The organism is Pseudomonas sp. ZS1P83, assembly GCF_054897825.1.
Genome location: NZ_CM142706.1, coordinates 5,648,292 through 5,667,523 on the forward strand (window position 1 = coordinate 5,648,292; position 19,232 = coordinate 5,667,523).

Annotated in this window: 22 protein-coding genes; 9 read left to right on the top strand and 13 right to left on the bottom strand. The window is 59.4% G+C overall.

Annotated elements, in window-relative coordinates; translation table 11 throughout:
• Positions 1-1,494: a YifB family Mg chelatase-like AAA ATPase gene (locus ACYZT0_RS26465; protein WP_462043672.1), complete on the bottom strand. Its 1,494-nt coding sequence runs from the start codon at positions 1,492-1,494 to the stop codon at positions 1-3.
• A gap of 312 nt (positions 1,495-1,806) precedes the next feature.
• Here ACYZT0_RS26465 and ACYZT0_RS26470 point away from each other — a divergent pair, with 312 nt between their 5' ends.
• On the top strand, positions 1,807-2,070 hold the full coding sequence (locus tag ACYZT0_RS26470; RefSeq protein ID WP_462043673.1) for a HigA family addiction module antitoxin: 264 nt from the start codon (positions 1,807-1,809) through the stop codon (positions 2,068-2,070).
• A 4-nt stretch (positions 2,071-2,074) separates the two neighbouring features.
• Here the strand turns inward: ACYZT0_RS26470 and ACYZT0_RS26475 are convergent, their stop codons facing one another.
• Positions 2,075-2,596: a BRO-N domain-containing protein gene (locus ACYZT0_RS26475; protein ID WP_462043674.1), complete on the bottom strand. Its 522-nt coding sequence runs from the start codon at positions 2,594-2,596 to the stop codon at positions 2,075-2,077.
• Between the two features lie 438 nt (positions 2,597-3,034).
• On the bottom strand, positions 3,035-3,295 hold the full coding sequence (locus ACYZT0_RS26480; protein WP_462043675.1) for an accessory factor UbiK family protein: 261 nt from the start codon (positions 3,293-3,295) through the stop codon (positions 3,035-3,037).
• Positions 3,296-3,714: 419 nt separating this feature from the next.
• Between ACYZT0_RS26480 and glnK the strand changes: the two genes are divergently transcribed.
• From glnK to sutA, 4 genes are all read left to right on the top strand, one after another.
• Positions 3,715-4,053: a P-II family nitrogen regulator gene (gene glnK / locus ACYZT0_RS26485; RefSeq protein WP_002555808.1), complete on the top strand. Its 339-nt coding sequence runs from the start codon at positions 3,715-3,717 to the stop codon at positions 4,051-4,053.
• Between the two features lie 35 nt (positions 4,054-4,088).
• Positions 4,089-5,426, top strand: coding sequence for an ammonium transporter (locus ACYZT0_RS26490; RefSeq protein WP_462043676.1), 1,338 nt, complete (start codon positions 4,089-4,091; stop codon positions 5,424-5,426).
• A 215-nt stretch (positions 5,427-5,641) separates the two neighbouring features.
• Positions 5,642-6,067, top strand: coding sequence for a secondary thiamine-phosphate synthase enzyme YjbQ (locus ACYZT0_RS26495; protein ID WP_462043677.1), 426 nt, complete (start codon positions 5,642-5,644; stop codon positions 6,065-6,067).
• A gap of 102 nt (positions 6,068-6,169) precedes the next feature.
• Positions 6,170-6,490 (top strand): transcriptional regulator SutA, encoded by a 321-nt coding sequence (gene sutA, locus ACYZT0_RS26500; protein ID WP_462043678.1) that lies wholly within the window; start codon positions 6,170-6,172, stop codon positions 6,488-6,490.
• Between the two features lie 167 nt (positions 6,491-6,657).
• On the opposite strand, the gene ACYZT0_RS26505 is transcribed toward sutA, so the two are convergent.
• The 6 genes from ACYZT0_RS26505 to lptM are packed head-to-tail and all read right to left on the bottom strand — an operon-like array spanning position 6,658 to position 11,277.
• Positions 6,658-7,362 (bottom strand): HAD family hydrolase, encoded by a 705-nt coding sequence (locus ACYZT0_RS26505; protein WP_462043679.1) that lies wholly within the window; start codon positions 7,360-7,362, stop codon positions 6,658-6,660.
• Positions 7,359-8,258 carry a tyrosine recombinase XerC gene (xerC, locus tag ACYZT0_RS26510; RefSeq protein ID WP_462043680.1) on the bottom strand — a complete coding sequence of 300 codons (900 nt, stop codon included), beginning with the start codon at positions 8,256-8,258 and terminating at the stop codon, positions 7,359-7,361. Before xerC ends, ACYZT0_RS26505 begins: the two co-directional genes overlap by 4 nt.
• Positions 8,259-8,260: 2 nt before the next feature.
• On the bottom strand, positions 8,261-8,986 hold the full coding sequence (locus tag ACYZT0_RS26515; RefSeq protein WP_462043681.1) for a DUF484 family protein: 726 nt from the start codon (positions 8,984-8,986) through the stop codon (positions 8,261-8,263).
• A 13-nt stretch (positions 8,987-8,999) separates the two neighbouring features.
• The gene (gene dapF / locus ACYZT0_RS26520; RefSeq protein ID WP_462043682.1) at positions 9,000-9,830 is read right to left on the bottom strand and encodes a diaminopimelate epimerase; all 831 of its coding nucleotides are present in this window, start codon (positions 9,828-9,830) and stop codon (positions 9,000-9,002) included.
• A gap of 4 nt (positions 9,831-9,834) precedes the next feature.
• On the bottom strand, positions 9,835-11,082 hold the full coding sequence (gene lysA, locus ACYZT0_RS26525) for a diaminopimelate decarboxylase (RefSeq protein WP_462043683.1): 1,248 nt from the start codon (positions 11,080-11,082) through the stop codon (positions 9,835-9,837).
• Between the two features lie 9 nt (positions 11,083-11,091).
• Entirely contained in the window at positions 11,092-11,277 is a 186-nt protein-coding gene (gene lptM, locus ACYZT0_RS26530; RefSeq protein WP_462043684.1) for an LPS translocon maturation chaperone LptM, read from the bottom strand.
• A gap of 328 nt (positions 11,278-11,605) precedes the next feature.
• Here lptM and cyaY point away from each other — a divergent pair, with 328 nt between their 5' ends.
• From cyaY to rnk, 3 genes are all read left to right on the top strand, one after another.
• Positions 11,606-11,938: an iron donor protein CyaY gene (cyaY, locus tag ACYZT0_RS26535; protein ID WP_462036855.1), complete on the top strand. Its 333-nt coding sequence runs from the start codon at positions 11,606-11,608 to the stop codon at positions 11,936-11,938.
• A 4-nt stretch (positions 11,939-11,942) separates the two neighbouring features.
• Positions 11,943-12,161, top strand: a complete 219-nt coding sequence (locus tag ACYZT0_RS26540; RefSeq protein WP_462043685.1) for a DUF1289 domain-containing protein — start codon at positions 11,943-11,945, stop codon at positions 12,159-12,161.
• Between the two features lie 314 nt (positions 12,162-12,475).
• Positions 12,476-12,886: a nucleoside diphosphate kinase regulator gene (gene rnk, locus ACYZT0_RS26545; protein ID WP_461975358.1), complete on the top strand. Its 411-nt coding sequence runs from the start codon at positions 12,476-12,478 to the stop codon at positions 12,884-12,886.
• A 7-nt stretch (positions 12,887-12,893) separates the two neighbouring features.
• Here the strand turns inward: rnk and ACYZT0_RS26550 are convergent, their stop codons facing one another.
• From ACYZT0_RS26550 to ACYZT0_RS26560, 3 genes are all read right to left on the bottom strand, one after another.
• A complete protein-coding gene (locus ACYZT0_RS26550) occupies positions 12,894-15,740 on the bottom strand; it encodes a class I adenylate cyclase (RefSeq protein WP_462043686.1) in 2,847 nt (948 codons plus the stop codon).
• A gap of 208 nt (positions 15,741-15,948) precedes the next feature.
• On the bottom strand, positions 15,949-16,194 hold the full coding sequence (locus ACYZT0_RS26555) for a TIGR02647 family protein (protein WP_008150272.1): 246 nt from the start codon (positions 16,192-16,194) through the stop codon (positions 15,949-15,951).
• A 96-nt stretch (positions 16,195-16,290) separates the two neighbouring features.
• Complete coding sequence (locus ACYZT0_RS26560) at positions 16,291-16,587, bottom strand: hypothetical protein (RefSeq protein ID WP_462043687.1); 297 nt, start codon at positions 16,585-16,587, stop codon at positions 16,291-16,293.
• A 124-nt stretch (positions 16,588-16,711) separates the two neighbouring features.
• On the opposite strand from ACYZT0_RS26560, the gene ACYZT0_RS26565 reads away from it, so the two are divergent.
• The gene (locus ACYZT0_RS26565; RefSeq protein WP_462043688.1) at positions 16,712-17,371 is read left to right on the top strand and encodes a glutathione S-transferase family protein; all 660 of its coding nucleotides are present in this window, start codon (positions 16,712-16,714) and stop codon (positions 17,369-17,371) included.
• Between the two features lie 127 nt (positions 17,372-17,498).
• On the opposite strand, the gene argH is transcribed toward ACYZT0_RS26565, so the two are convergent.
• Positions 17,499-18,893: an argininosuccinate lyase gene (gene argH / locus ACYZT0_RS26570; RefSeq protein WP_010465079.1), complete on the bottom strand. Its 1,395-nt coding sequence runs from the start codon at positions 18,891-18,893 to the stop codon at positions 17,499-17,501.
• Between the last annotated feature and the right edge of the window lie 339 nt (positions 18,894-19,232).

The window sequence follows — 19,232 nt, forward strand, 5'->3', positions numbered from 1 at the left end:
CTAGTTAGTGGTCGGCCGGTATTGCAGTGCTTCGGCCAGATGCTCACGGGTGATGCCATCGACTTGCTCAAGGTCCGCCAGTGTGCGCGCCACTTTGAGCAGTCGATGGGCTGACCTCAGCGACAAGGTCAGTCGTTCACAGGCAGTTTCCAGCCAGGTTTCGTCAGTTGTGGATAAGTTGCAATGACGGCGCAGGCCTGACAGGTCGAGGAAGGCGTTCGCGCAGCCCTGGCGTTTGTGTTGCCGTTCTCGTGCATCGGCGACCAGAACGGCGGCAGTGGCCGTGTCGTCACCTGCCTTCAATGCTGGATTTAAAGCCGTAGCTTCCCTTGCGACAGTCAGGTGCAAGTCGATGCGATCCAGCAGTGGGCCCGACAGTTTGTTGCGGTAGCGCTGGACCATGTCCGGCGTACAAGAGCAGCGGCCGCTCGGCTCGCCAAGATATCCACAGGGGCAGGGGTTCATCGCGGCAACCAATTGGAATCGCGCCGGGAATCGTACGCGGTCACGGGCGCGGGCAATCACGATGTGCCCGGACTCCAGTGGCTCTCTCAAAACCTCCAATACTTTGCGATCAAACTCCGGCAGCTCGTCCAGAAATAGAACGCCATGGTGGGCGAGAGTGATTTCGCCGGGTTGCGGTTTCGAACCGCCGCCTACCAGCGCCGCACCTGAGGCGGAGTGATGGGGCTGGCGAAACGGTCGCTGCGGCCAATGGCTCAGCGGCACGCAGCTAGCGACCGATTGAATCGCCGCTACTTCCAGCGCCTCGCTCTCCGCCAGTGGCGGTAAAAGCCCAGGTAAACGGCTCGCCAACAGGGTTTTTCCTGTTCCCGGTGGACCGCTGAACAACAGGTTATGAGCTCCTGCCGCCGCAATCAGCAACGCACGCTTGGCCGCGAGTTGGCCCTGCACCTCATTCAAATCGGGATAGGGCTTGTTGGCGTAGAGCAGCCCGTTGGAGACATAGGGCTCAACCGGCGTGTGGCCATTGAAATGCGCAACCGCTTCCAGCAGATGATCTACCGCAATCACCTTCAACCCTGATGCCAGGCACGCTTCCTCGGCATTCGCCCGGGGCACCATCAACGAGCGACCGGCCTTGCGTGCTGCCAGCGCTGCTGGCAACACCCCCCGAACTGCCCGCACGGCGCCTGAGAGCGCCAGCTCTCCCAGACACTCCACGTCATCCAGCGTCAACGTCGGCACCTGCACGCTGGCCGCCAAAATCCCAAGGGCAATCGCCAGATCGAAGCGTCCGCCGTCTTTTGGTAAGTCGGCGGGCGCAAGATTCAAGGTGATGCGGCGTGCTGGAAATTGCAGGCCTGAGTTGATGATCGCACTGCGTACTCGATCCTTGCTTTCCTTCACTGCCGCTTCAGGTAAACCGACCATTGTCAGCGATGGCAAGCCGTTGGCCAGATGAACTTCTACGGTGACGACGGGCGCCTCCACGCCAATCTGGGCGCGGCTGTGGACGATGGCCAGAGACATGATCATTCCTTGAGCTGACGAGACCGCTTCCTGCGGTTTTTTGAAGGGTAGTCGTGGAGTCAGGCCGGAGAGGAGGGAAACCTTCGCAAGATGTTGCTGGAGCGCACGACCTTTAGCAGCTGAACGCAGGCTGCGCCAGCTGCTACAAAGGTTACGTCGGAGCTGATATCGAGTGCAATCCGCTACATGGAAGCTGGTTTTTGTAGGACTGTGCCGAGATACATGAAGGACGTCGGCGAAAGTGCGAGGGCGCTCTTGTGTGCTAGAGCGCGCTGATTATGATCGCAGCAGATTAAGCCCTCAGGAGGGGAAATGAACACTAATGGAATGCGGCCGATTCATCCCGGAGAAATCCTTGAAAAGGAGTTTCTTGAGCCGTTGGGCGCTACGGTGGCTGATCTTACGTGCCAGTTATGTATGTTCGAGGTTGAAGTGAGTGAGCTGGTGGCGCAGGCCAGAGCGGTCAATCCTGACCTCGCCAAGAAGCTATCGCTCCACCTGAACACCACGCCCGAATTTTGGTTGAATCTGCAATCGACCTACGATCTGCGTTGCGTCGAAATCGGGCGTGGGTGAGTGCTTAAAGCAACTGCAGCGCTCGCGAAGCTTTCTTCCACCACGGCACGTTGACCGCACGTTGTGCCTGCTCATCAGTCGGCAACAGTTGCGGAACATCCTGCAGCCGAATCCACGGCTGGTTATTCCAGTGCAACAGACTCAACGACATGTCCGGCCAATTGAGCAGGCTCAGTTGTGGGCGTTCGGTTGAGGTGTGTTGCTGAACGTCTCGCAGTGTGGGGACGACTTCGTGAGTCAACCATTCGCGCAAGCCTCGGTATTCGGGGCAGTAGTGGTAGACCAGTAGTGCGTAGACGCCGGATTCGCTGATCAGCAGGATGTTTTGGATACTGCCGTGGATGAGCATTTGCGCTGATTGGCGTTGGTCGGGGTCTAGTTTTCGGACGGCGCGGTCGTCGAGGTAGAGGCGCAGGAGACGGCCGAGATCGCGGGCGCTGAACCAGGGTTGGTTTTCTATTAGAAGGGCGTGGAGGTGGAGTTTGTGGCGAGTGAAGACTTGGGGTATTAAATAGTTTTCGTCCATGGTGCAATTCTCGGGATCAAATGAAGAAAACTGCCTCTGATCGTCGCCAAACGAAAAGGGTGGCAGCCATGCGCGGGTTGGCGAACCGGTGACGCCCGAAAACCGGCAGACCCGAAGGTCTCCCACGCATAGCCGCCATAATTCGAGATGGGAACAAATTCCTCGGTCGAATGTGGTCGCGGTGCGTCGGGGTCTTCCGGGTCGCCAAACCCAGAGCTGAACATTCAGCTGGGGATGAGCATAGAAACTGGAGGCCTTACGACGCAATCGGACGGCGGTGTGATTTTTGTAGGACGTTGCCTGGATTTTTGCGAGGCTGAAGATCGAAAGATCGCAACCTGCGGCAGCTCCTACAGGTAAATCTGAAGGTCGTTCCGACCTTTTCGCGAGCAGGCTCGCTCCCACAGTGGATTGGGTTTCAAAGTGGGATATGCGTTTTTACTCGGCAGGCGGATCCAGCTTCGCTTCCAACTCCGCCACCTTCGCCTCAAGACTTTCCAACCGTGCCCGCGTCCGTGCCAGCACGACCATCTGGCTATCAAACTCTTCCCGGCTCACCAGATCCAGCTTGCTGAAGCCGCTTTGCAGCAATGCCTTGAACTGGCTTTCGATTTCGCTTTTCGGCAGTGGGGTGTCGCCGCTGAAGAGGCGGGAGGCGGTGCCGCTCAGGGCATCGAGGAAGTCTTTGGGCGCGAGCATGGGAAATGTCCTGTCAACAATGGCGGGCAGTGTATCACGCAGTGTCTATAGTCATTCTCGCAGTCAGGGGTGCACGCTTTTCGCGCATGCGGACGGACGGCCGCGCACTGTTGTTGTGCGTATCCGTCGGGCTATGGGCGAGAAGCAGCTTGCGGCAGCGGCCAACGGCCTGAAATCAGTGGGTTTTGGCGAGATGGCAAGCTTTCTGCTTAGTCGGTAGTGACCCATGCACTGATGCAGTCGCTGTGACGAATGCAGTGCGCCAAGCGGAACGGGGGGAAGTGTTTCGTGCGGAGTGGTTAGCAGGCGTCGGACGGGCAGGTAAGGCCGACGATGCGTTACAAAGCCAGGCACTGCGCTTAGACTTGAGTCGGGTTTGTTTTCCTGGGGCAAGTCCACCAATTCGGGAGAGAGTTTTCATGAAGCTAGTCACTGCCATCATCAAGCCGTTCAAACTGGACGACGTACGCGAGTCGCTGTCCGAGATCGGCGTGCAGGGCATTACCGTTACTGAAGTCAAAGGCTTCGGTCGGCAGAAGGGTCACACCGAGCTGTATCGCGGCGCGGAATACGTGGTCGATTTCCTGCCAAAGGTGAAGATCGACGTCGCCATTGACGACAAGGATCTTGACCGGGTTATCGAGGCGATAACCAAGGCTGCCAACACCGGCAAGATCGGTGACGGCAAGATCTTCGTGGTCAATCTGGAACAGGCGATTCGCATCCGTACCGGCGAAACCGATACCGACGCAATCTAAGCCGCCACAAACCCAACGCCCCAGGAGAAAACAAAATGACTCTGCGTAAATTCGCAGGGCTAGGAGCCCTGTTGTCCCTCGTAATGCCCGGCCTGGCCATGGCGGCAGACGAAGTGGCGGCCCCAGTCCTTAACTCCGGCGACACTGCCTGGATGATGACCTCGACAGCCCTTGTGCTGTTCATGACCATTCCCGGCCTCGCGCTGTTCTACGGCGGCATGGTTCGCTCCAAAAACATTCTTAGCGTGATGATGCAGTGCTTTGCCATTACCGGTCTGATCAGCATTCTGTGGGTCATTTATGGCTACAGCATCGCGTTCGACACCACCGGCATGGAACAGGGCGTCATCAACTTCAACTCGTTCTTCGGAGGCATGGGCAAGGCCTTCCTCGCCGGTGTCACGCCAGCGAGCCTGACCGGCCCTGCGGCTCTGTTCCCTGAAGCGGTGTTCATCACCTTCCAGATGACGTTCGCCATCATCACCCCTGCACTGATCGTCGGCGCCTTCGCCGAGCGGATGAAGTTCTCCGCCATGCTGATCTTCATGGGCGTCTGGTTCACCCTGGTTTACGCACCGATCGCGCACATGGTCTGGTCCGGTAACGGCGGCCTGTTGTGGGATTGGGGCGTGCTGGACTTCGCCGGTGGCACCGTGGTGCACATCAACGCCGGTGTGGCCGGTCTGATTGCCTGCCTGGTACTGGGCAAGCGCAAAGGCTTCCCGACGACCCCGATGGCGCCGCACAACCTCGGTTACACCCTGATGGGCGCTGCAATGCTATGGGTTGGCTGGTTCGGCTTCAACGCCGGTTCCGCTGCTGCGGCCAACGGCACTGCCGGTATGGCGATGCTGGTGACCCAGATTGCAACCGCCGCCGCAGCATTGGGCTGGATGTTCGCCGAGTGGATCACTCACGGCAAACCAAGTGCTCTGGGTATCGCTTCGGGTGTTGTGGCCGGTCTGGTTGCAATCACGCCAGCCGCTGGCACCGTGGGTCCGATGGGCGCTCTGGTCATTGGTTTGGCAGCCGGCGTGGTGTGCTTCTTCTGCGCTACCACCCTGAAACGCAAACTCGGCTATGACGACTCCCTGGATGCCTTCGGTGTACACGGTATCGGCGGTATCCTCGGCGCGATCCTGACTGGTGTCTTCGCTGCACCATCGCTGGGCGGCTTCGGCACGGTCACCGACATCGCCGCACAAGTCTGGATTCAGTGCAAAGGCGTGGGCTTTACGGTGATCTACACCGCGATCGCCACCTTCCTCATCCTCAAGGTCCTGGACGCCGTTATGGGTCTGCGTATCACTGAGGAAGAAGAGGCGGTCGGCATCGATCTGGCACTCCACAACGAACGCGGCTACAACTTGTAAGTACGCGCACAAAAAAACTTGCCCGGCTTGCCGGGCATTTTTTTGTCTGGAGTTTGTCATTGAAGGAACTGCTGAAAGGTTTTTTCGTACACGTTTAGTGGCGTTTACGACGGGCGCTTTTCTGCGGCCAATGGCTTACATGATTGAAGGAATATTAGGGCCTTTGTTTTTTCCCTGAGCGCGCTAGAATGCGCCCCGAACGTGCGGAGAACTGTATGTGGCAACAGACTCTGATTACCCTGCGGGCGAGGCCCCGGGGCTTTCATCTGGTAACGGACGAATTACTCGCCGGCCTGCCTGAAATCATGGCGTGTCGGGTCGGTCTGTTGCATTTGTGGCTGCAGCATACCTCGGCGTCGTTGACCATCAACGAGAACGCCGATCCGGCGGTACGTCGCGACTTCGAACGATTTTTCAATCGTCTGATCCCACAAGGAGCAGACGGCTATGAGCATAACGACGAAGGCCTGGACGACCTCCCGGCGCACTTCAAGGCCAGCGTACTTGGCTGTCAGCTCAGTTTGCCGATTTCGGCAGGCCGACTGGCGCTGGGAACCTGGCAAGGCGTTTATCTGGGCGAGCACCGTGATCATGGCGGTGCCCGTAAAGTCCTCGCCACCGTGCACGGTGAAGGGGCATAAGCCGTTGGTCACCAATGGCGGTTGAATTTTTTCCAGCAGTCGTCGACAGATGGCGAAGCTGGGCTATAACTAATCTGCTTTTCGCAAGTCATGAGGTAGAACATGAGCGACGATGATCTGGAAAACGACGACCTCGAAGTAGGCGACGACGAAACCGAAGAAGGTCTGGAAGCAGCGACGGACGACGTCGCTGAAGACGATGGCGGTGAAGCGCCCGTTCCGACCGCCAAAGGCAAAGCCAAGGCAGCGGTATCGGTCGATGAGCTGCCGAGCGTCGAAGCGAAAAACAAGGAGCGTGATGCTCTGGCGCGAGCCATGGAAGAGTTCCTGGCCAAAGGCGGGAGGGTGCAGGAAGTGGAGGCCAATGTGGTCGCCGATCCTCCCAAGAAGCCTGACAACAAGTACGGCAGCCGGCCTATCTAAGCGCCTGCAGCTTGCTTGCTGAAAAAGCCCGCCGTCGCTGCGGGCTTTTTCATGGGCGTGGATAAAGAGGCCAAAAGCTTCGCGGGCAAGCCTCGCTCCTACAGGGTATGTGATCGATGTAAATCCTGTAGGAGCGAGGCTTGCCCGCGAAGGCGATTTCGAAGCCGCTACGAAGCCGCATTCCACCGCGCCAACAACGCCGGCAACTCGGTCAAACTGCGAATCTCGGCATCCGGCGCCTTCTGCGCTTCCCACACCTTGCCCGCCGGGTTAAACCAGATCGCCCGCAATCCCGCCTGCTGGGCGCCGGCAATATCGTCACCCGGATGATCGCCGATATGCACGGCCGTTTCAGCCGTCGCACCACCCCGTTGCAACGCCTCATGAAACAGTCGCGCATCCGGCTTGCCGATGCCGATGTCTTCGGCGCACAAGGCAAACTTGAAGTAATCTGCCAGCCCTAACCGGCGCACATCGGCATTGCCGTTGGTGACCACGCCGAGAGCGTAGTGATTGGCCAGAGCCTCCAGGGTCGGTTGCACCTCCGGGAAGATTTCCAGCTGATGCCGAGCATGCAGAAACACCTCAAAACTCTGATCGGCCAGGTCTGAGGCCTGACCCTGGTCGTAACCGGCCTCTTCCAGCGCGTGGAACAAGACTCGGCGGCGCAGGGCGCTGATGCGGTGCTTGAGGCTGGGTTCGCTGCTGAGGATCCGCTCGCGAATCGCCCACAAATGCTCTACCGGCACGGCGCCCAGATTCGGTGCATGCTCGGTCAGCCATTCACGCAATACGGCTTCGGCGCTGACGATCACCGGGGCGGTGTCCCACAGGGTGTCGTCAAGGTCGAAGGTGATCAATTGGATTCTCATGACTCATCGCCTTTGATGCGTTTGGCCCTTGGATGGGCGCTGTCGTAAACCGTCGCCAGGTGCTGGAAGTCCAGGTGGGTGTAGATCTGAGTGGTTTTGATGTCCGAGTGACCGAGTAATTCCTGAACCGCCCGCAAGTCCTGGGAGGACTCCAGCAAATGGCTGGCGAAGGAGTGTCGCAGCATGTGCGGATGCAGGTTCTGTCCCAATTCGCGCTCGCCAGCGGCTTTAACCCGCACCTGAATCGCCCGTGGGCCAAGGCGCCGGCCTTGCTGGCTGACAAACACCGCGTCGTCCGCCGGGTTGGTCATGGACCGTAGTGGCAGCCACAACTCCAGCGCTTCGCGTGCTTTCTTGCCGACCGGCAGCAGTCGGGTCTTGCTGCCCTTGCCGAGCACTTGAACCATGCCATCGGCCAAGTCCAGCTGATCCAGATTGAGCCCGGTCAGTTCCGACAGCCGCAAGCCTGAGGAATAGAACAGCTCCAGAATCGCCTGATCCCGACGCGCCAGGAAATCATCTTCCACCGCGCCCTCAAGCAGTTGCAGTGCGCGGTCGGTGTCGAGGGTTTTTGGCAGCCGACGTTCGCCCTTCGGCGGCGCCAGGCCGTTGGCCGGGTCGTGATCGCAAAGGCCTTCGCGGTTCAGGTAGTGATAGAGCCCACGTACTGCCGACAGCAACCGCGCCAGGCTGCGGGACGATTGACCCTGTGAATGCAGGCGTGCGATCAGGCTGCGCAGGCGCTGGATATCCAGGGCCGCCCAACTGCTGATGTTCTGTTTAACACACCAGCCCAGCACTTTGTCGAGGTCGCGGCGGTAGGCGTACAGCGTATGGGGCGACACCTGTCGCTCACTGCGCAAGTGTTCGCAGTAAGCGTCCAGTTGCCGTTCCATGGTCAGCGTACCGAGCGCAGGGAGCTGTTGACCCGCGGCAGCACGCGGCCCATCACTTCGGCGATGTAACTGAGGAACAGCGTGCCCACCGAACTCTTGTAGTGCTGCGGGTCGCGGCTGGCGATGGCCAGGACGCCGTGGATGCCCTGGTAGCTGATGGCGACGACGGCGGTGGAACCAATCTGCTTGCGCTGTTCTTCGCCAAACAGGAAGTCCAGTTCGTGTTCACGCAGGCTGCCGCTGACGCTTTTATCTTCAGAGAGCAAACCGCCGATGGCGGTTTGCGCGTCGGCATGAGTCACCCAACGGCCCACCGGCATGGGATTGTCACCCAACAGAATCAGGCTGACGAAGGGCACCTGGAAGTCCTGGCGCAGACTGTCTTCGACGCTGATCACCACATCTTCCAGGCTGGTGGCGTCCATCAGCGCGAGAATCAGGCGGCGGGTCTTGTCGAAGAGGCGGTCGTTGTCGCGGGCCACGTCCATCAAGTGCGAGAGGCGATGACGCAACTCGATATTGCGGTCGCGCAGGATGGTCATCTGGCGTTCGACCAGCGAAATGGTGTCGCCACGCTGGTGCGGAATGCGCAAGGTCGCGAGCAGTTCTTCATGCTCGACGAAGAAATCCGGATGAGCCTCCAGGTACGCGGCAATCGCCGCCGCCTCAAGGCTTTCGGAAGGGGATTCGTCGGGCTGCAGGGCGGGAACCAGGGGCTTGTCGGTCATGGATTTAGCTCACTCAAAGACGCACTTGTCCTTCATATACGCGGACTGCCGGGCCGGTCATCATGACCGGTTGGCCAGGGCCTGCCCATTCAATGGACAAACGCCCGCCGGGCAGGTCGATCAATAGCGGCGAATCCATCCACCCCTGGCTGATCGCGGCCACTGCGGCAGCGCAAGCGCCGGTTCCGCACGCCTGGGTTTCCCCGGCCCCGCGTTCCCAGACGCGCAACTGCGCACGGTTGCGGTCGATGACCTGGAGAAAACCGACATTGACCCTCGCCGGGAAGCGCGGATGGTTTTCGATTTTCGGCCCCAGTTCATGCACCGGCGCGTTGTTGATATCGCTGACCCGCAGCACGGCATGGGGGTTGCCCATGGACACGGCGGCCAGTTCGACCGCAGTGCCGTCGACGTCAACCTGATAACTCAGGGCCTGTTCCGGCGTGTCGAACGGAATGTCGGCCGGTACCAGGCGCGGTGCGCCCATGTTGACACCGATCTGCCCGTCGCTGCGGATATCCAGTTCGATGATGCCACTTTTGGTTTCGACGCGGATCAGCCGTTTCGCGGTCAGGCGCTTGTCGAGCACGAAGCGCGCGAAGCAGCGCGCACCGTTGCCGCACTGTTCCACTTCGGAGCCATCGGCGTTGAAGATCCGATAGCGAAAATCCACATCCGGGTTGCTGGGCGCTTCGACGATCAGCAACTGGTCGAAACCGATACCCGTATGCCGATCGCCCCATTGCTTGGCGTGTTTGGGCAGGATGTGCGCATGCTGGCTGACCAGGTCGAGGACCATGAAGTCATTGCCCAGGCCGTGCATCTTGGTAAAACGCAGCAGCATGGTTTTACTCCGGCAGCAGGCTTTCGCCAGCAAACAACTCGGCTACCGTCTCACGGCGACGCACTTCAAATGCCTGATCACCGTCCACCAACACTTCAGCAGCACGACCGCGGGTGTTGTAGTTGGAACTCATGACAAACCCGTAGGCACCGGCCGAATGCACGGCCAGCAGATCGCCTTCTTCCAGGGCCAACTGACGGTCCTTGGCCAGGAAGTCGCCGGTCTCGCAGATCGGCCCGACGATGTCGTAGGCACGGGCAGCGGTATTGCGCGGGCGCACGGCAGTGACGTCCATCCAGGCCTGGTACAGCGCCGGGCGGATCAGGTCGTTCATGGCCGCGTCGACGATGGCGAAGTCTTTGTGTTCAGTGTGCTTGAGGTACTCGACCTGGGTCAGCAACACGCCGGCGTTGGCGACGATAAAGCGGCCCGGCTCGAACACCAGCGCCAGGTCACGACCGTCGAGGCGCTCGCGCACGGCTTTGATGTAGTCGGCAGCCAATGGCGGCTCTTCATCGCGATAACGCACGCCCAAACCACCACCGAGATCGATGTGGCGCAGGTAAATGCCGCAATCGCCGAGACGGTCGACCAGGCCCAGCAGGCGGTCGAGGGCATCGATGAACGGCGGCAGCGTGGTCAGTTGCGAACCGATGTGACAATCGACGCCGACGACTTCCAGGTTAGGCAGTTGGGCGGCACGGATGTACACGTCTTCGGCGTCGGCGATGGCGATGCCGAACTTGTTTTCTTTAAGACCGGTGGAAATGTACGGGTGGGTACCGGCGTCGACATCCGGGTTCACGCGCAGCGAGATCGGCGCACGAACGCCCAGCTCGGCGGCGACGACTTGCAGACGTTCCAGCTCATCGGTGGATTCGACGTTGAAGCAGTGCACGCCGACTTCCAGGGCACGACGCATGTCGTCACGGGTCTTGCCGACACCGGAGAACACGATCTTGTCGGCGCTGCCGCCAGCGGCCAGTACGCGTTCCAGCTCACCACGGGAGACGATGTCAAAACCGGCGCCAAGACGCGCCAGGACATTCAGTACACCCAGGTTGGAGTTGGCCTTGACCGCAAAGCAGACCAGGTGCGGCATGCCGGCCAGTGCATCGGCAAAAGCCAGGTACTGGGCTTCGATGTGCGCACGGGAGTAGACGTAAGTCGGTGTGCCAAAGCGTTCGGCGATGGCAGACAGGGCAACACCTTCCGCGAACAGTTCGCCGTCACGGTAGTTAAAAGCGTCCATGGCGTTCCCTTATTGGTAGACGTCGTGCTTGTGTGCTTTGGAAACAGGCTGCTTTTGCGACGACTTGGCCTGCTCGGCAGGATCCTGGTCGTCATCGGGCAGGTACAGTGGGCCTTTTTGACCACAGGCCGATAGTAAGCAGGTAAAAGCGACGAGCGAAGCGAGCGCAGCAAGGGAAGAGATCAGGCGCTTCATGGCGAAATCCTTGAAAATGCGTTAATTGCGCCGGAGTATACCGGCCACCCGGCAGCTTGCCTATGCGACGGGGCTCCCGTCCGGCGGGGCTTGGGCCGATGTCGGCCAGCCAGATGCAATCCCTGTGGGAGCGGGCTTGCTCGCGAAGGGGCCGTGTCAGTCAGCATAAATGTCGACGGACTACCTATATCGCGAGCAAGCCCGCTCCCACAGGTACAGCGTTTGATGTACCTATATCGGCCCTTGGTCGTTATCCTTTGCAATCACCGGGGCTCGCCCGTATCTTGCGGCGCTTGAGCGTGAGTAGACACTTTTTGAGGTTCCCGCAATGAGTTTGACTGAAGCCCGTTTCCACGATCTGGTCGATGCCACCCAGCAGACGCTGGAGGATGTTTTTGACGAAAGTGACCTGGATATTGATCTGGAGAGCTCGGCCGGTGTGCTCACCGTCAAGTTCGAAAACGGCAGCCAGTTGATCTTCAGCCGCCAGGAGCCACTGCGGCAGTTGTGGCTGGCGGCGGTGTCCGGCGGGTTCCACTTCGATTACGACGAAGAGAGCGAGCGCTGGATGTGCGACAAGAGCGAAGAGCAATTGGGCGAGATGCTTGAGCGCATCGTCAAGCAGCAAGCTGGCGTCGAACTCGATTTCGAAGGTCTGTGAGATCGTGACCCAGCCTGCGCCCGTTCGTCCGCCCAAACCGCTCTACAGCAATGTCAGCCCGGCGGTGCCTTCGCCGTGCAGCGGTGTGTGTCGGCTGGACGAGCAGAAGGTCTGCCTTGGGTGTTTTCGCCCTGTCGAAGACATCCGCGAATGGCGCTCGGCCGATGATGATCGGCGTCGTGTCATCTGCACGCAGGCCCTTCAACGTAAATCAGTTATCTGATCCCTGATTGTGCCGAGGGGATTTTGTGGCGAGGGGATTTATCCCCGATGGGTCGCGAAGCGGCCCCGTTCTCCGGTTTCGCGGCTGCTTCGCAGCCGAACGGGGATAAATCCCCTCGCCACAATGGTTCCCTGTATTAACCACACAGTGGTTCTCTGTAAAGTCTTGAGGGCGGTGTCCGCCCCCGGCTTGTATATTTTTTGAGCTGTGATAGTGTCCGGGTACGCCTCAACCCATCGAGGCTCGTGAAAACCCCGCCTTTTTCTGGCGGGGTTTTGCTTTTTCTGTGCAGAAGAAAGGAGTCTGCCCAAATCATGACCGCACCTTCAATCACCCTTACCCGTCTGGACGTTCAACGTCTGGAACGCCTGATCGACAGCCTGGATGACACGCTGCCGGGCGTGATCGCGCTGCAAACCGAACTGGACCGCGCCGATACCCTGGTCGGTCACGAAGAGGTGCCAGCCGATGTCGTGACCATGAACTCCCGTGTGCATTGCCGTGAAGAAATCAGCGGCAAGGACTATCACCTGACGCTGGTTTACCCGAAGGACGCCAATGCCGACGAAGGCAAGATTTCCATTCTGGCGCCAGTGGGCAGTGCCTTGCTCGGCTTGAAGGTTGGTCAGCACATCGACTGGCCGGCTCCGGGCGGCAAGACCCTCAAGCTGACCCTGCTGGAAGTCGAATCGCAGCCTGCCAATGGTGGTGCTTTCCCGGAATGATGTCCCCTCAGACTTGCTCGAGCGCCTCGTTCAATGCGCGCTCCAGGTCGGCCTTGTAGCGCAAATACAGATTGCTTGAGTTCTGCCCATCACCGAGCAGGCCCGACAGTTCCAGGTCGGTGATGTAGCAGCGATAGCGTTCGGTCTCACGGCGTTGCTCGACGATTTCCCGGGCGACAACGCTGAACAGTTGGTCGCCATGCTCCAACGCTGAAAACTCCCGCTGATTGCAATACAACGTGACCTGCACCTTTCCCGGTGCGGCTTTGCCGACAATCGCCTGCACGTCGTAGAACGGTTTGTTGACCGGGGTTTGCGGCGCTGGCCGAGCTTCGACCCGACGTGCCCGTACGGGGCCGGATGGCAGCAGTTGGTAATACAAGGTGTCCAGGCTCAGCGGCTGGGCGACATCCATCGACAGCAATGCGTCGCGCCGGTATTGGAGCGATTGCAGGAAACGTTGCAATGGCACCAGCAGGCTTTGCTCGTCGTGGTAGGGCAAACGCTGCTGCCACAGGGCATTGAGTTCATCCAGTACGTACAGGTCGGCGTGGTATTCATTGATCCGGTAGAACACCTGAATGCAGTCGGGCTGACCCATTGGCAGGACCAGCGCCAGGTCTTGATCTTCCAGTGCCATCGGGTCCAGGTGCAGCGGGCTGTAGCTTGCCAGCTCTTCGCCCAAATAATCGACCAGCGCCGGCAGCGTGGCGAGGGCGACATGATTGACTTGTCCGGGTACCAGTTCCAGCACGTGGTAGTGCTGCTGGACCTGAATCAGGTAGCGATGATTGAGTTTGCTCAACAGCAGGTTCTGCGCGGTATCGAGGATTTCTTCGACCCGCTGGGCGATGAACTGTGCGCGGTTGTGGCAGAAGCAACGCACTCGTAACTTGGGTTGTTGTAGCCCGCTGGGCAGGTTGTTGAGGTAATCGCGCACGCAGTCGAGCAGCGCGTGGGGGCCGTTGAAGCGGCTGACCAGCACTTCGTTCCAACTATTAAGCGTGACCTGATCCAGCGTCAGCACCAGGTTTTCCCGAACGCCGGCGTAGCTCAAGGAATCGGTGCGCTCGGTGGTCATCAGGATGTTCAGGTCGCGGTGGTGCTTGAGAGGATCGACACCGACATTCACCAGAATCAGCACTTCGCTCGGCACACTGGCGCGCAGTAACGGTTCTTCGGCGACAGTTGTCAGCGGCAGGACGATGCTCTGTTGCAGGCTGCCGAGCAGGTTGAACAGTTCAAACTCGCTCAGGTCGCTGCTGCCGGGATGCAAGGCCAGGCGAGTGCTGCTGTCGATCACACCATTGCGGTGACACCAGGTCAGCAGTTCCAGCAATTGGCGACTGCGCTTGATCGGTGCGAAATGCTGCCACTCCAGGGCCGTCAGGCTGCCGTTGTACAAACCCCACTGAGGTTGACCCGATTCTTTTTTGTTCGGCGCTTGCACCAGCGTGAGGGTGTCTTCGGCCAGATCCGGGGCGATGCCAGGGTTGATGAACTCGACCTTGTCGGCCTTGCGCTCGAACGCCGCGTACAGCCGCCGACCCAGCACGTTGAGGTCGCGTTTGTTGATCAGGCTGGCAGTCTGTTCGTTACGGGCGAACTGGGTCAGGAAGCGGTAGCTGTAATTGAGCTCGTTGACCAAGGCCCTGCGTTCAGCGCTGACCTGGCGGACTTTCCACTGGCTGCGGCTATCGAGCAGGGCCAGTTGACGCTGATCCCAGTGCCATTCGAGGGCCAGGCGTTCGAGCAGCGAACGCTGCCAGCTCTGAGTGCGACTGCTGCTGCCGGTGAGTTTGCGGTTGACCTTCAGGTACAACGCCCGGCGTACCAGCTCCAGCCGTTCCGGCTCGCCACGGGCGGTGAGGTATTCCTCGATGCGCCGGTAGACCACGACGTACGGGTCCAACTCATCAAGGTCGAGCCTATTGGCAAACACCGCTTGCTTGAAGCGCAGGCTCAGGCAATGGACTTTGGGGTGTTCGCTGGCATAGACCTCGGTCAGCAGCAGTTTGAGCACCGATTTGTAAGGCGATTCGATGCCCTTGAACAACTGCCAGAGCCCGGCACCAATGAACTCGCCGGGTGGGATATAGGCCAGATGCCCCAGGTCCAGGGTTTCGTCGGCACGGATGAAGCGCTTGGACATCAGCGTGTGGGTGTACCGGTCGTAACTTGCCTCTTCGTAGACGGGCACCAGCCACCAAATGGGTGTGCGGCCGGCCAGCCAGATCGCGGTGCGATAGAACTCGTCCAGCAGCAGATAGTGCTGGGTGGTGCCGCAGTCTTCCGAGCTCAGTTGCGTATCACGTTCGCCGCGTACGAAACGGGTCGGGTCGATCAGGAAGAAATGCGCCTCAGCGCCTTGGCTGGTAGCCCAGACTTCGAGGAGCTGGCATTTTTTGCGCAGCTCAGTGAGCTCGTTTTCGCTCAAGTCCGGCCCGTGACAAACCCACACGTCCATGTCGCTCTGGTCGGCCTGGGCCAGGGTGCCGAGACTGCCCATCAGGAACAGGCCGTGAATCGGTCGCGGCGGATTGCTGCCGTGGCGGGGCTTATAGGAAAACGAGCGAGTCAGGCGTTGGGCTTCGGCGAGGGCGTTGGCGTCTGGTTCGTAATTCGACAGCCCGGCTGGCGTACCGCCCGAAACGTATCCCGGCAACAGCGGATGATTGACGTGGAAAAACAGCGGCAACAGGGTCAGCACCGCTTGCTGACGGGTCGACAACCCTTCCATGGCGCGAGCCATGCGGCCTTCGTTGAGCTTCAGAAAACGTGCGCGCAGTTGGCTGAGAACCTTGCGGTCGATTCCCTCGTCCAGATCGGGGCGGATTTCATGGGTGCGGGTCATGTCAGCTCAAACCGGCTCGCGGGGCTCGGACGTGGGGGGTCTCAGAATGAGGGGCAGTTTAGCGCTTCGGCCCTGGGACTTTTAAGCTGATTTTGTTTTTCTGGCGTCAGATTTTTATCGCGGGGCGACGGCGGGTAACAGAGTGAGCCCGCGGAAATCCCGTAGCAGGGGTTTCCGTGGGCGCTGCGGTAATGCTCTGCGGTAATGCTCAGGCAGTTTCCCGTACGTTGAGAATGGTCAGAACGGTTTGCACATTTTGCGCGGCGTCACGACCCAGACTGGTCAGATAACCACCATCTGGCTGGGTGATCAGTTCTTTGTCGAACAGTCTTTGGGCGGCGGCAATGGCTTTCGGGGCAGCGGTCTGATGAATTTTCAAACCTTCCTGGGAACTGTCCAGGTTGAAGAGTGCGAGGATTTCCAGTTCGGCAACCAACTCAGGGGTAAGCGACATAAGGACTCCAGACTTTCTAGGAATTGGACGACAGCGCCCCTAAGGTGATCTCACTTGTGCGGCATGTCCAGTACTCGCTCCTACGAGAAGCGGGGATCATTTCTTTTCCGGTGGCAACTCTGGCAATGCACGCAACGCAGTTTCATACCATTCAGTGTTGAACGCGCGGTCTTCTTCGAGGATTGCGTCGATTTCTACTGCCAGAACGTGGGCCATCAGATTGAGGATTTCTTCACGCTCGTAACCCACCAATGTCAGCTTGTTGAAGGTCGCCTTGGCGGCCGGCGGGTTGTCGCTTTCAATCTGGTTTTCGATGGCTTCGATCAGGGTGTTTTCGGCGAACTCTTCTTCGTCGATGTCGTCTTGGTTGTTATTGGGGGTTGGTTCACTCATGGCAGGCTCCTCAAGGAAAGGCGGTCAGTTTACCTGTATTCAGCAGTGTGATGCTGCTGGCAAGAAGCACCTCGGCGTTCTATAAAGGGTGCTGCCAACCCCTGCACGGCCTGGAGGCTAAGTGATGCTCAAGCTTTATGGATTTTCCGTCAGCAACTACTACAACATGGTCAAGCTGGCGCTGCTGGAGAAGGGACTGCCGTTTGAAGAAGTACTGTTTTACCCAGGACCGAGCGCCGAAGCGTTCGCCATCAGCCCGCGCGGGAAGGTGCCGGTGCTGGGCGTCGAACAGGGTTTCGTCAACGAAACCAGCGTGATTCTCGAATACCTCGAACAAAGCCAGAAAGGCACGCCGCTGTTGCCGAGCGATCCCTTTGAGCGGTCGCAGGTCTTGGCGCTGGCCAAGGAAATCGAGCTGTACATCGAACTGCCGGGGCGCGCCTGCTACACCGAAGCATTTTTCGGCATGACCGTGCCGGAGGCGATCAAGGACAAGACCAAAGCCGAGTTGCTGCTGGGGTTTTCCTCACTGGGCAGGCACGGCAGGTTCGCCCCTTATGTGGCAGGTGACAGCCTGAGCATTGCGGATTTGTATTTCCTTTACAGCGTGCCGCTGGCTTGTGCAGTCGGGCAGAAGCTGTTCGGTATCGATCTGTTGGCCGAGATGCCAGCGGCGAAGGCGTTGCTGCAGCGTCTGGAGCAGAACCCGCATGTGCAGCGGATTGCCCAGGACAAGGAAGCAGCGATGCCAGCGTTTATAGCGATGGTCGCTTCCAAGAAGTAGATTGTGTAGCGTTCTTGTGAATGTCATCGCGGGCAAACCTTGCTCCTACAAATCTCACGTCGTGCCACAGTTGTGTGATCGACGCGAATTCGTAGGAGCAAGGCTTGCCCGCGATGCTTTTGACGGTTTAGCGGCTGGCGAGCAATGCCTGGCCGCGAGCCACAGCCTTCTTGACCTGCGCCGGCGCGGTCCCGCCGATATGGTCTCGGGCATTTACCGAGCCTTCCAGCGTCAACACGGCGAACACATCCTGATCGATCTGGTCGCTGAACTTGCGCAGCTCTTCCAGGCTCATTTCCGCCAAGTCTTTCCCGCTTTCCACGCCGTACTTCACGGCATGGCCAACGATTTCGTGGCAGTCACGGAACGGCAGGCCGCGACGAACCAGATAGTCGGCCAGGTCAGTGGCGGTGGAGAAACCGCGCAGTGCCGCTTCGCGCATCATCGCGTGTTTGGGTTTGATTGCCGGGATCATGTCAGCAAAGGCCCGCAACGAGTCACGCAACGTGTCGGCGGCGTCGAACAGCGGCTCCTTGTCTTCCTGGTTGTCCTTGTTGTAGGCCAGTGGCTGGCCTTTCATCAGGGTCAGCAGGCCCATCAGTGCGCCGAATACGCGGCCAGTCTTGCCACGCACCAGCTCCGGCACGTCCGGGTTTTTCTTTTGCGGCATGATCGAGCTGCCGGTGCAGAAACGGTCTGGCAGATCGATGAACTGGAACTGGGCACTCGTCCACAGCACCAGCTCTTCGGAAAAGCGCGACAAGTGCATCATCGCGATGCTCGCGGCCGAGCAGAACTCTATGGCGAAATCGCGATCGGAAACGTTGTCCAGCGAGTTACCGCCAACAGCGTCGAAGCCCAAGAGTTGGGCGGTGAATTCGCGGTCGATCGGGTAGGTGGTGCCCGCCAGTGCAGCGCTGCCCAGTGGCATGCGATTGGTACGTTTGCGGCAATCGACCAGGCGCTCGTAGTCGCGGCTGAGCATTTCGAACCAGGCCAGCATGTGGTGCCCGAAGGTCACCGGCTGCGCGGTTTGCAGGTGAGTGAAGCCCGGCATGATGCTGCCGGCTTCGCGCTCGGCCTGCTCCAGCAAGCCTTTTTGCAGGCGGGTGATTTCGCTCAGGATCAGGTCGATCTCATCACGCAGCCACAAACGGATGTCGGTGGCGACCTGGTCGTTGCGGCTGCGGCCGGTGTGCAGCTTCTTACCGGTCACGCCGATGCGGTCGGTCAGACGCGCCTCGATGTTCATGTGCACGTCTTCCAGGTCGATGCGCCAGTCGAACTGGCCGGCCTCGATTTCACCCTGGATGGTCTTCAGGCCATCGGTGATGCTGTCGCGCTCGGCATCGGTCAGCACGCCGACCTTGGCCAGCATCGTGGCGTGAGCGATCGAGCCCATGATGTCGTGACGATACAGGCGCTGGTCGAAAGTGACGGAGGCGGTGAAGCGGGCGACGAAGGCGTCGACGGGTTCACTGAAGCGGCCGCCCCAGGACTGATTGGTCTTGTCAGTGCTCATGAATTCGCTCGTATCGGCTGAAGAAAGATGGCGTTGAAAGCTGTCGCGGATAATAACAGGGTTGCCAATCCTGTCGCTGACACTGGTCGACACGTTTTTTTCTCATGCTGCGGTCCATACTCGAGCCAGCGCCTCGGGGAATTGCGCAACGATATTTTTCAATTGAGCAATATCGTGCCGGCAACCGTCTACAGTTGGACAGTAGGACAGGTGGATCAGCGCACTTCCAGGCGCTGCAACTGACTATAAGAAGAGGGGGTGTTCATATTGTGTATCAACAAACCCTACGGCAATGCTTGGCCAGCGCGGGCCTGTGCCGCCAATCGCCAGGCAGATGAA

Coding starts and splice junctions, on each gene's coding strand:
- ACYZT0_RS26555 (WP_008150272.1), bottom strand. CDS start 16,194: ATGTCGCTTACCCCTGAGTTGGTTGCCGAACTGGAAATCCTCGCACTC.
- ACYZT0_RS26560 (WP_462043687.1), bottom strand. CDS start 16,587: ATGAGTGAACCAACCCCCAATAACAACCAAGACGACATCGACGAAGAA.
- ACYZT0_RS26565 (WP_462043688.1), top strand. CDS start 16,712: ATGCTCAAGCTTTATGGATTTTCCGTCAGCAACTACTACAACATGGTC.
- sutA (WP_462043678.1), top strand. CDS start 6,170: ATGAGCGACGATGATCTGGAAAACGACGACCTCGAAGTAGGCGACGAC.
- rnk (WP_461975358.1), top strand. CDS start 12,476: ATGACCGCACCTTCAATCACCCTTACCCGTCTGGACGTTCAACGTCTG.
- xerC (WP_462043680.1), bottom strand. CDS start 8,258: ATGGAACGGCAACTGGACGCTTACTGCGAACACTTGCGCAGTGAGCGA.
- glnK (WP_002555808.1), top strand. CDS start 3,715: ATGAAGCTAGTCACTGCCATCATCAAGCCGTTCAAACTGGACGACGTA.
- dapF (WP_462043682.1), bottom strand. CDS start 9,830: ATGCTGCTGCGTTTTACCAAGATGCACGGCCTGGGCAATGACTTCATG.
- argH (WP_010465079.1), bottom strand. CDS start 18,893: ATGAGCACTGACAAGACCAATCAGTCCTGGGGCGGCCGCTTCAGTGAA.
- lptM (WP_462043684.1), bottom strand. CDS start 11,277: ATGAAGCGCCTGATCTCTTCCCTTGCTGCGCTCGCTTCGCTCGTCGCT.
- ACYZT0_RS26515 (WP_462043681.1), bottom strand. CDS start 8,986: ATGACCGACAAGCCCCTGGTTCCCGCCCTGCAGCCCGACGAATCCCCT.
- lysA (WP_462043683.1), bottom strand. CDS start 11,082: ATGGACGCTTTTAACTACCGTGACGGCGAACTGTTCGCGGAAGGTGTT.
- ACYZT0_RS26505 (WP_462043679.1), bottom strand. CDS start 7,362: ATGAGAATCCAATTGATCACCTTCGACCTTGACGACACCCTGTGGGAC.
- ACYZT0_RS26490 (WP_462043676.1), top strand. CDS start 4,089: ATGACTCTGCGTAAATTCGCAGGGCTAGGAGCCCTGTTGTCCCTCGTA.
- ACYZT0_RS26550 (WP_462043686.1), bottom strand. CDS start 15,740: ATGACCCGCACCCATGAAATCCGCCCCGATCTGGACGAGGGAATCGAC.
- ACYZT0_RS26465 (WP_462043672.1), bottom strand. CDS start 1,494: ATGTCTCTGGCCATCGTCCACAGCCGCGCCCAGATTGGCGTGGAGGCG.
- ACYZT0_RS26470 (WP_462043673.1), top strand. CDS start 1,807: ATGAACACTAATGGAATGCGGCCGATTCATCCCGGAGAAATCCTTGAA.
- cyaY (WP_462036855.1), top strand. CDS start 11,606: ATGAGTTTGACTGAAGCCCGTTTCCACGATCTGGTCGATGCCACCCAG.
- ACYZT0_RS26475 (WP_462043674.1), bottom strand. CDS start 2,596: ATGGACGAAAACTATTTAATACCCCAAGTCTTCACTCGCCACAAACTC.
- ACYZT0_RS26495 (WP_462043677.1), top strand. CDS start 5,642: ATGTGGCAACAGACTCTGATTACCCTGCGGGCGAGGCCCCGGGGCTTT.
- ACYZT0_RS26480 (WP_462043675.1), bottom strand. CDS start 3,295: ATGCTCGCGCCCAAAGACTTCCTCGATGCCCTGAGCGGCACCGCCTCC.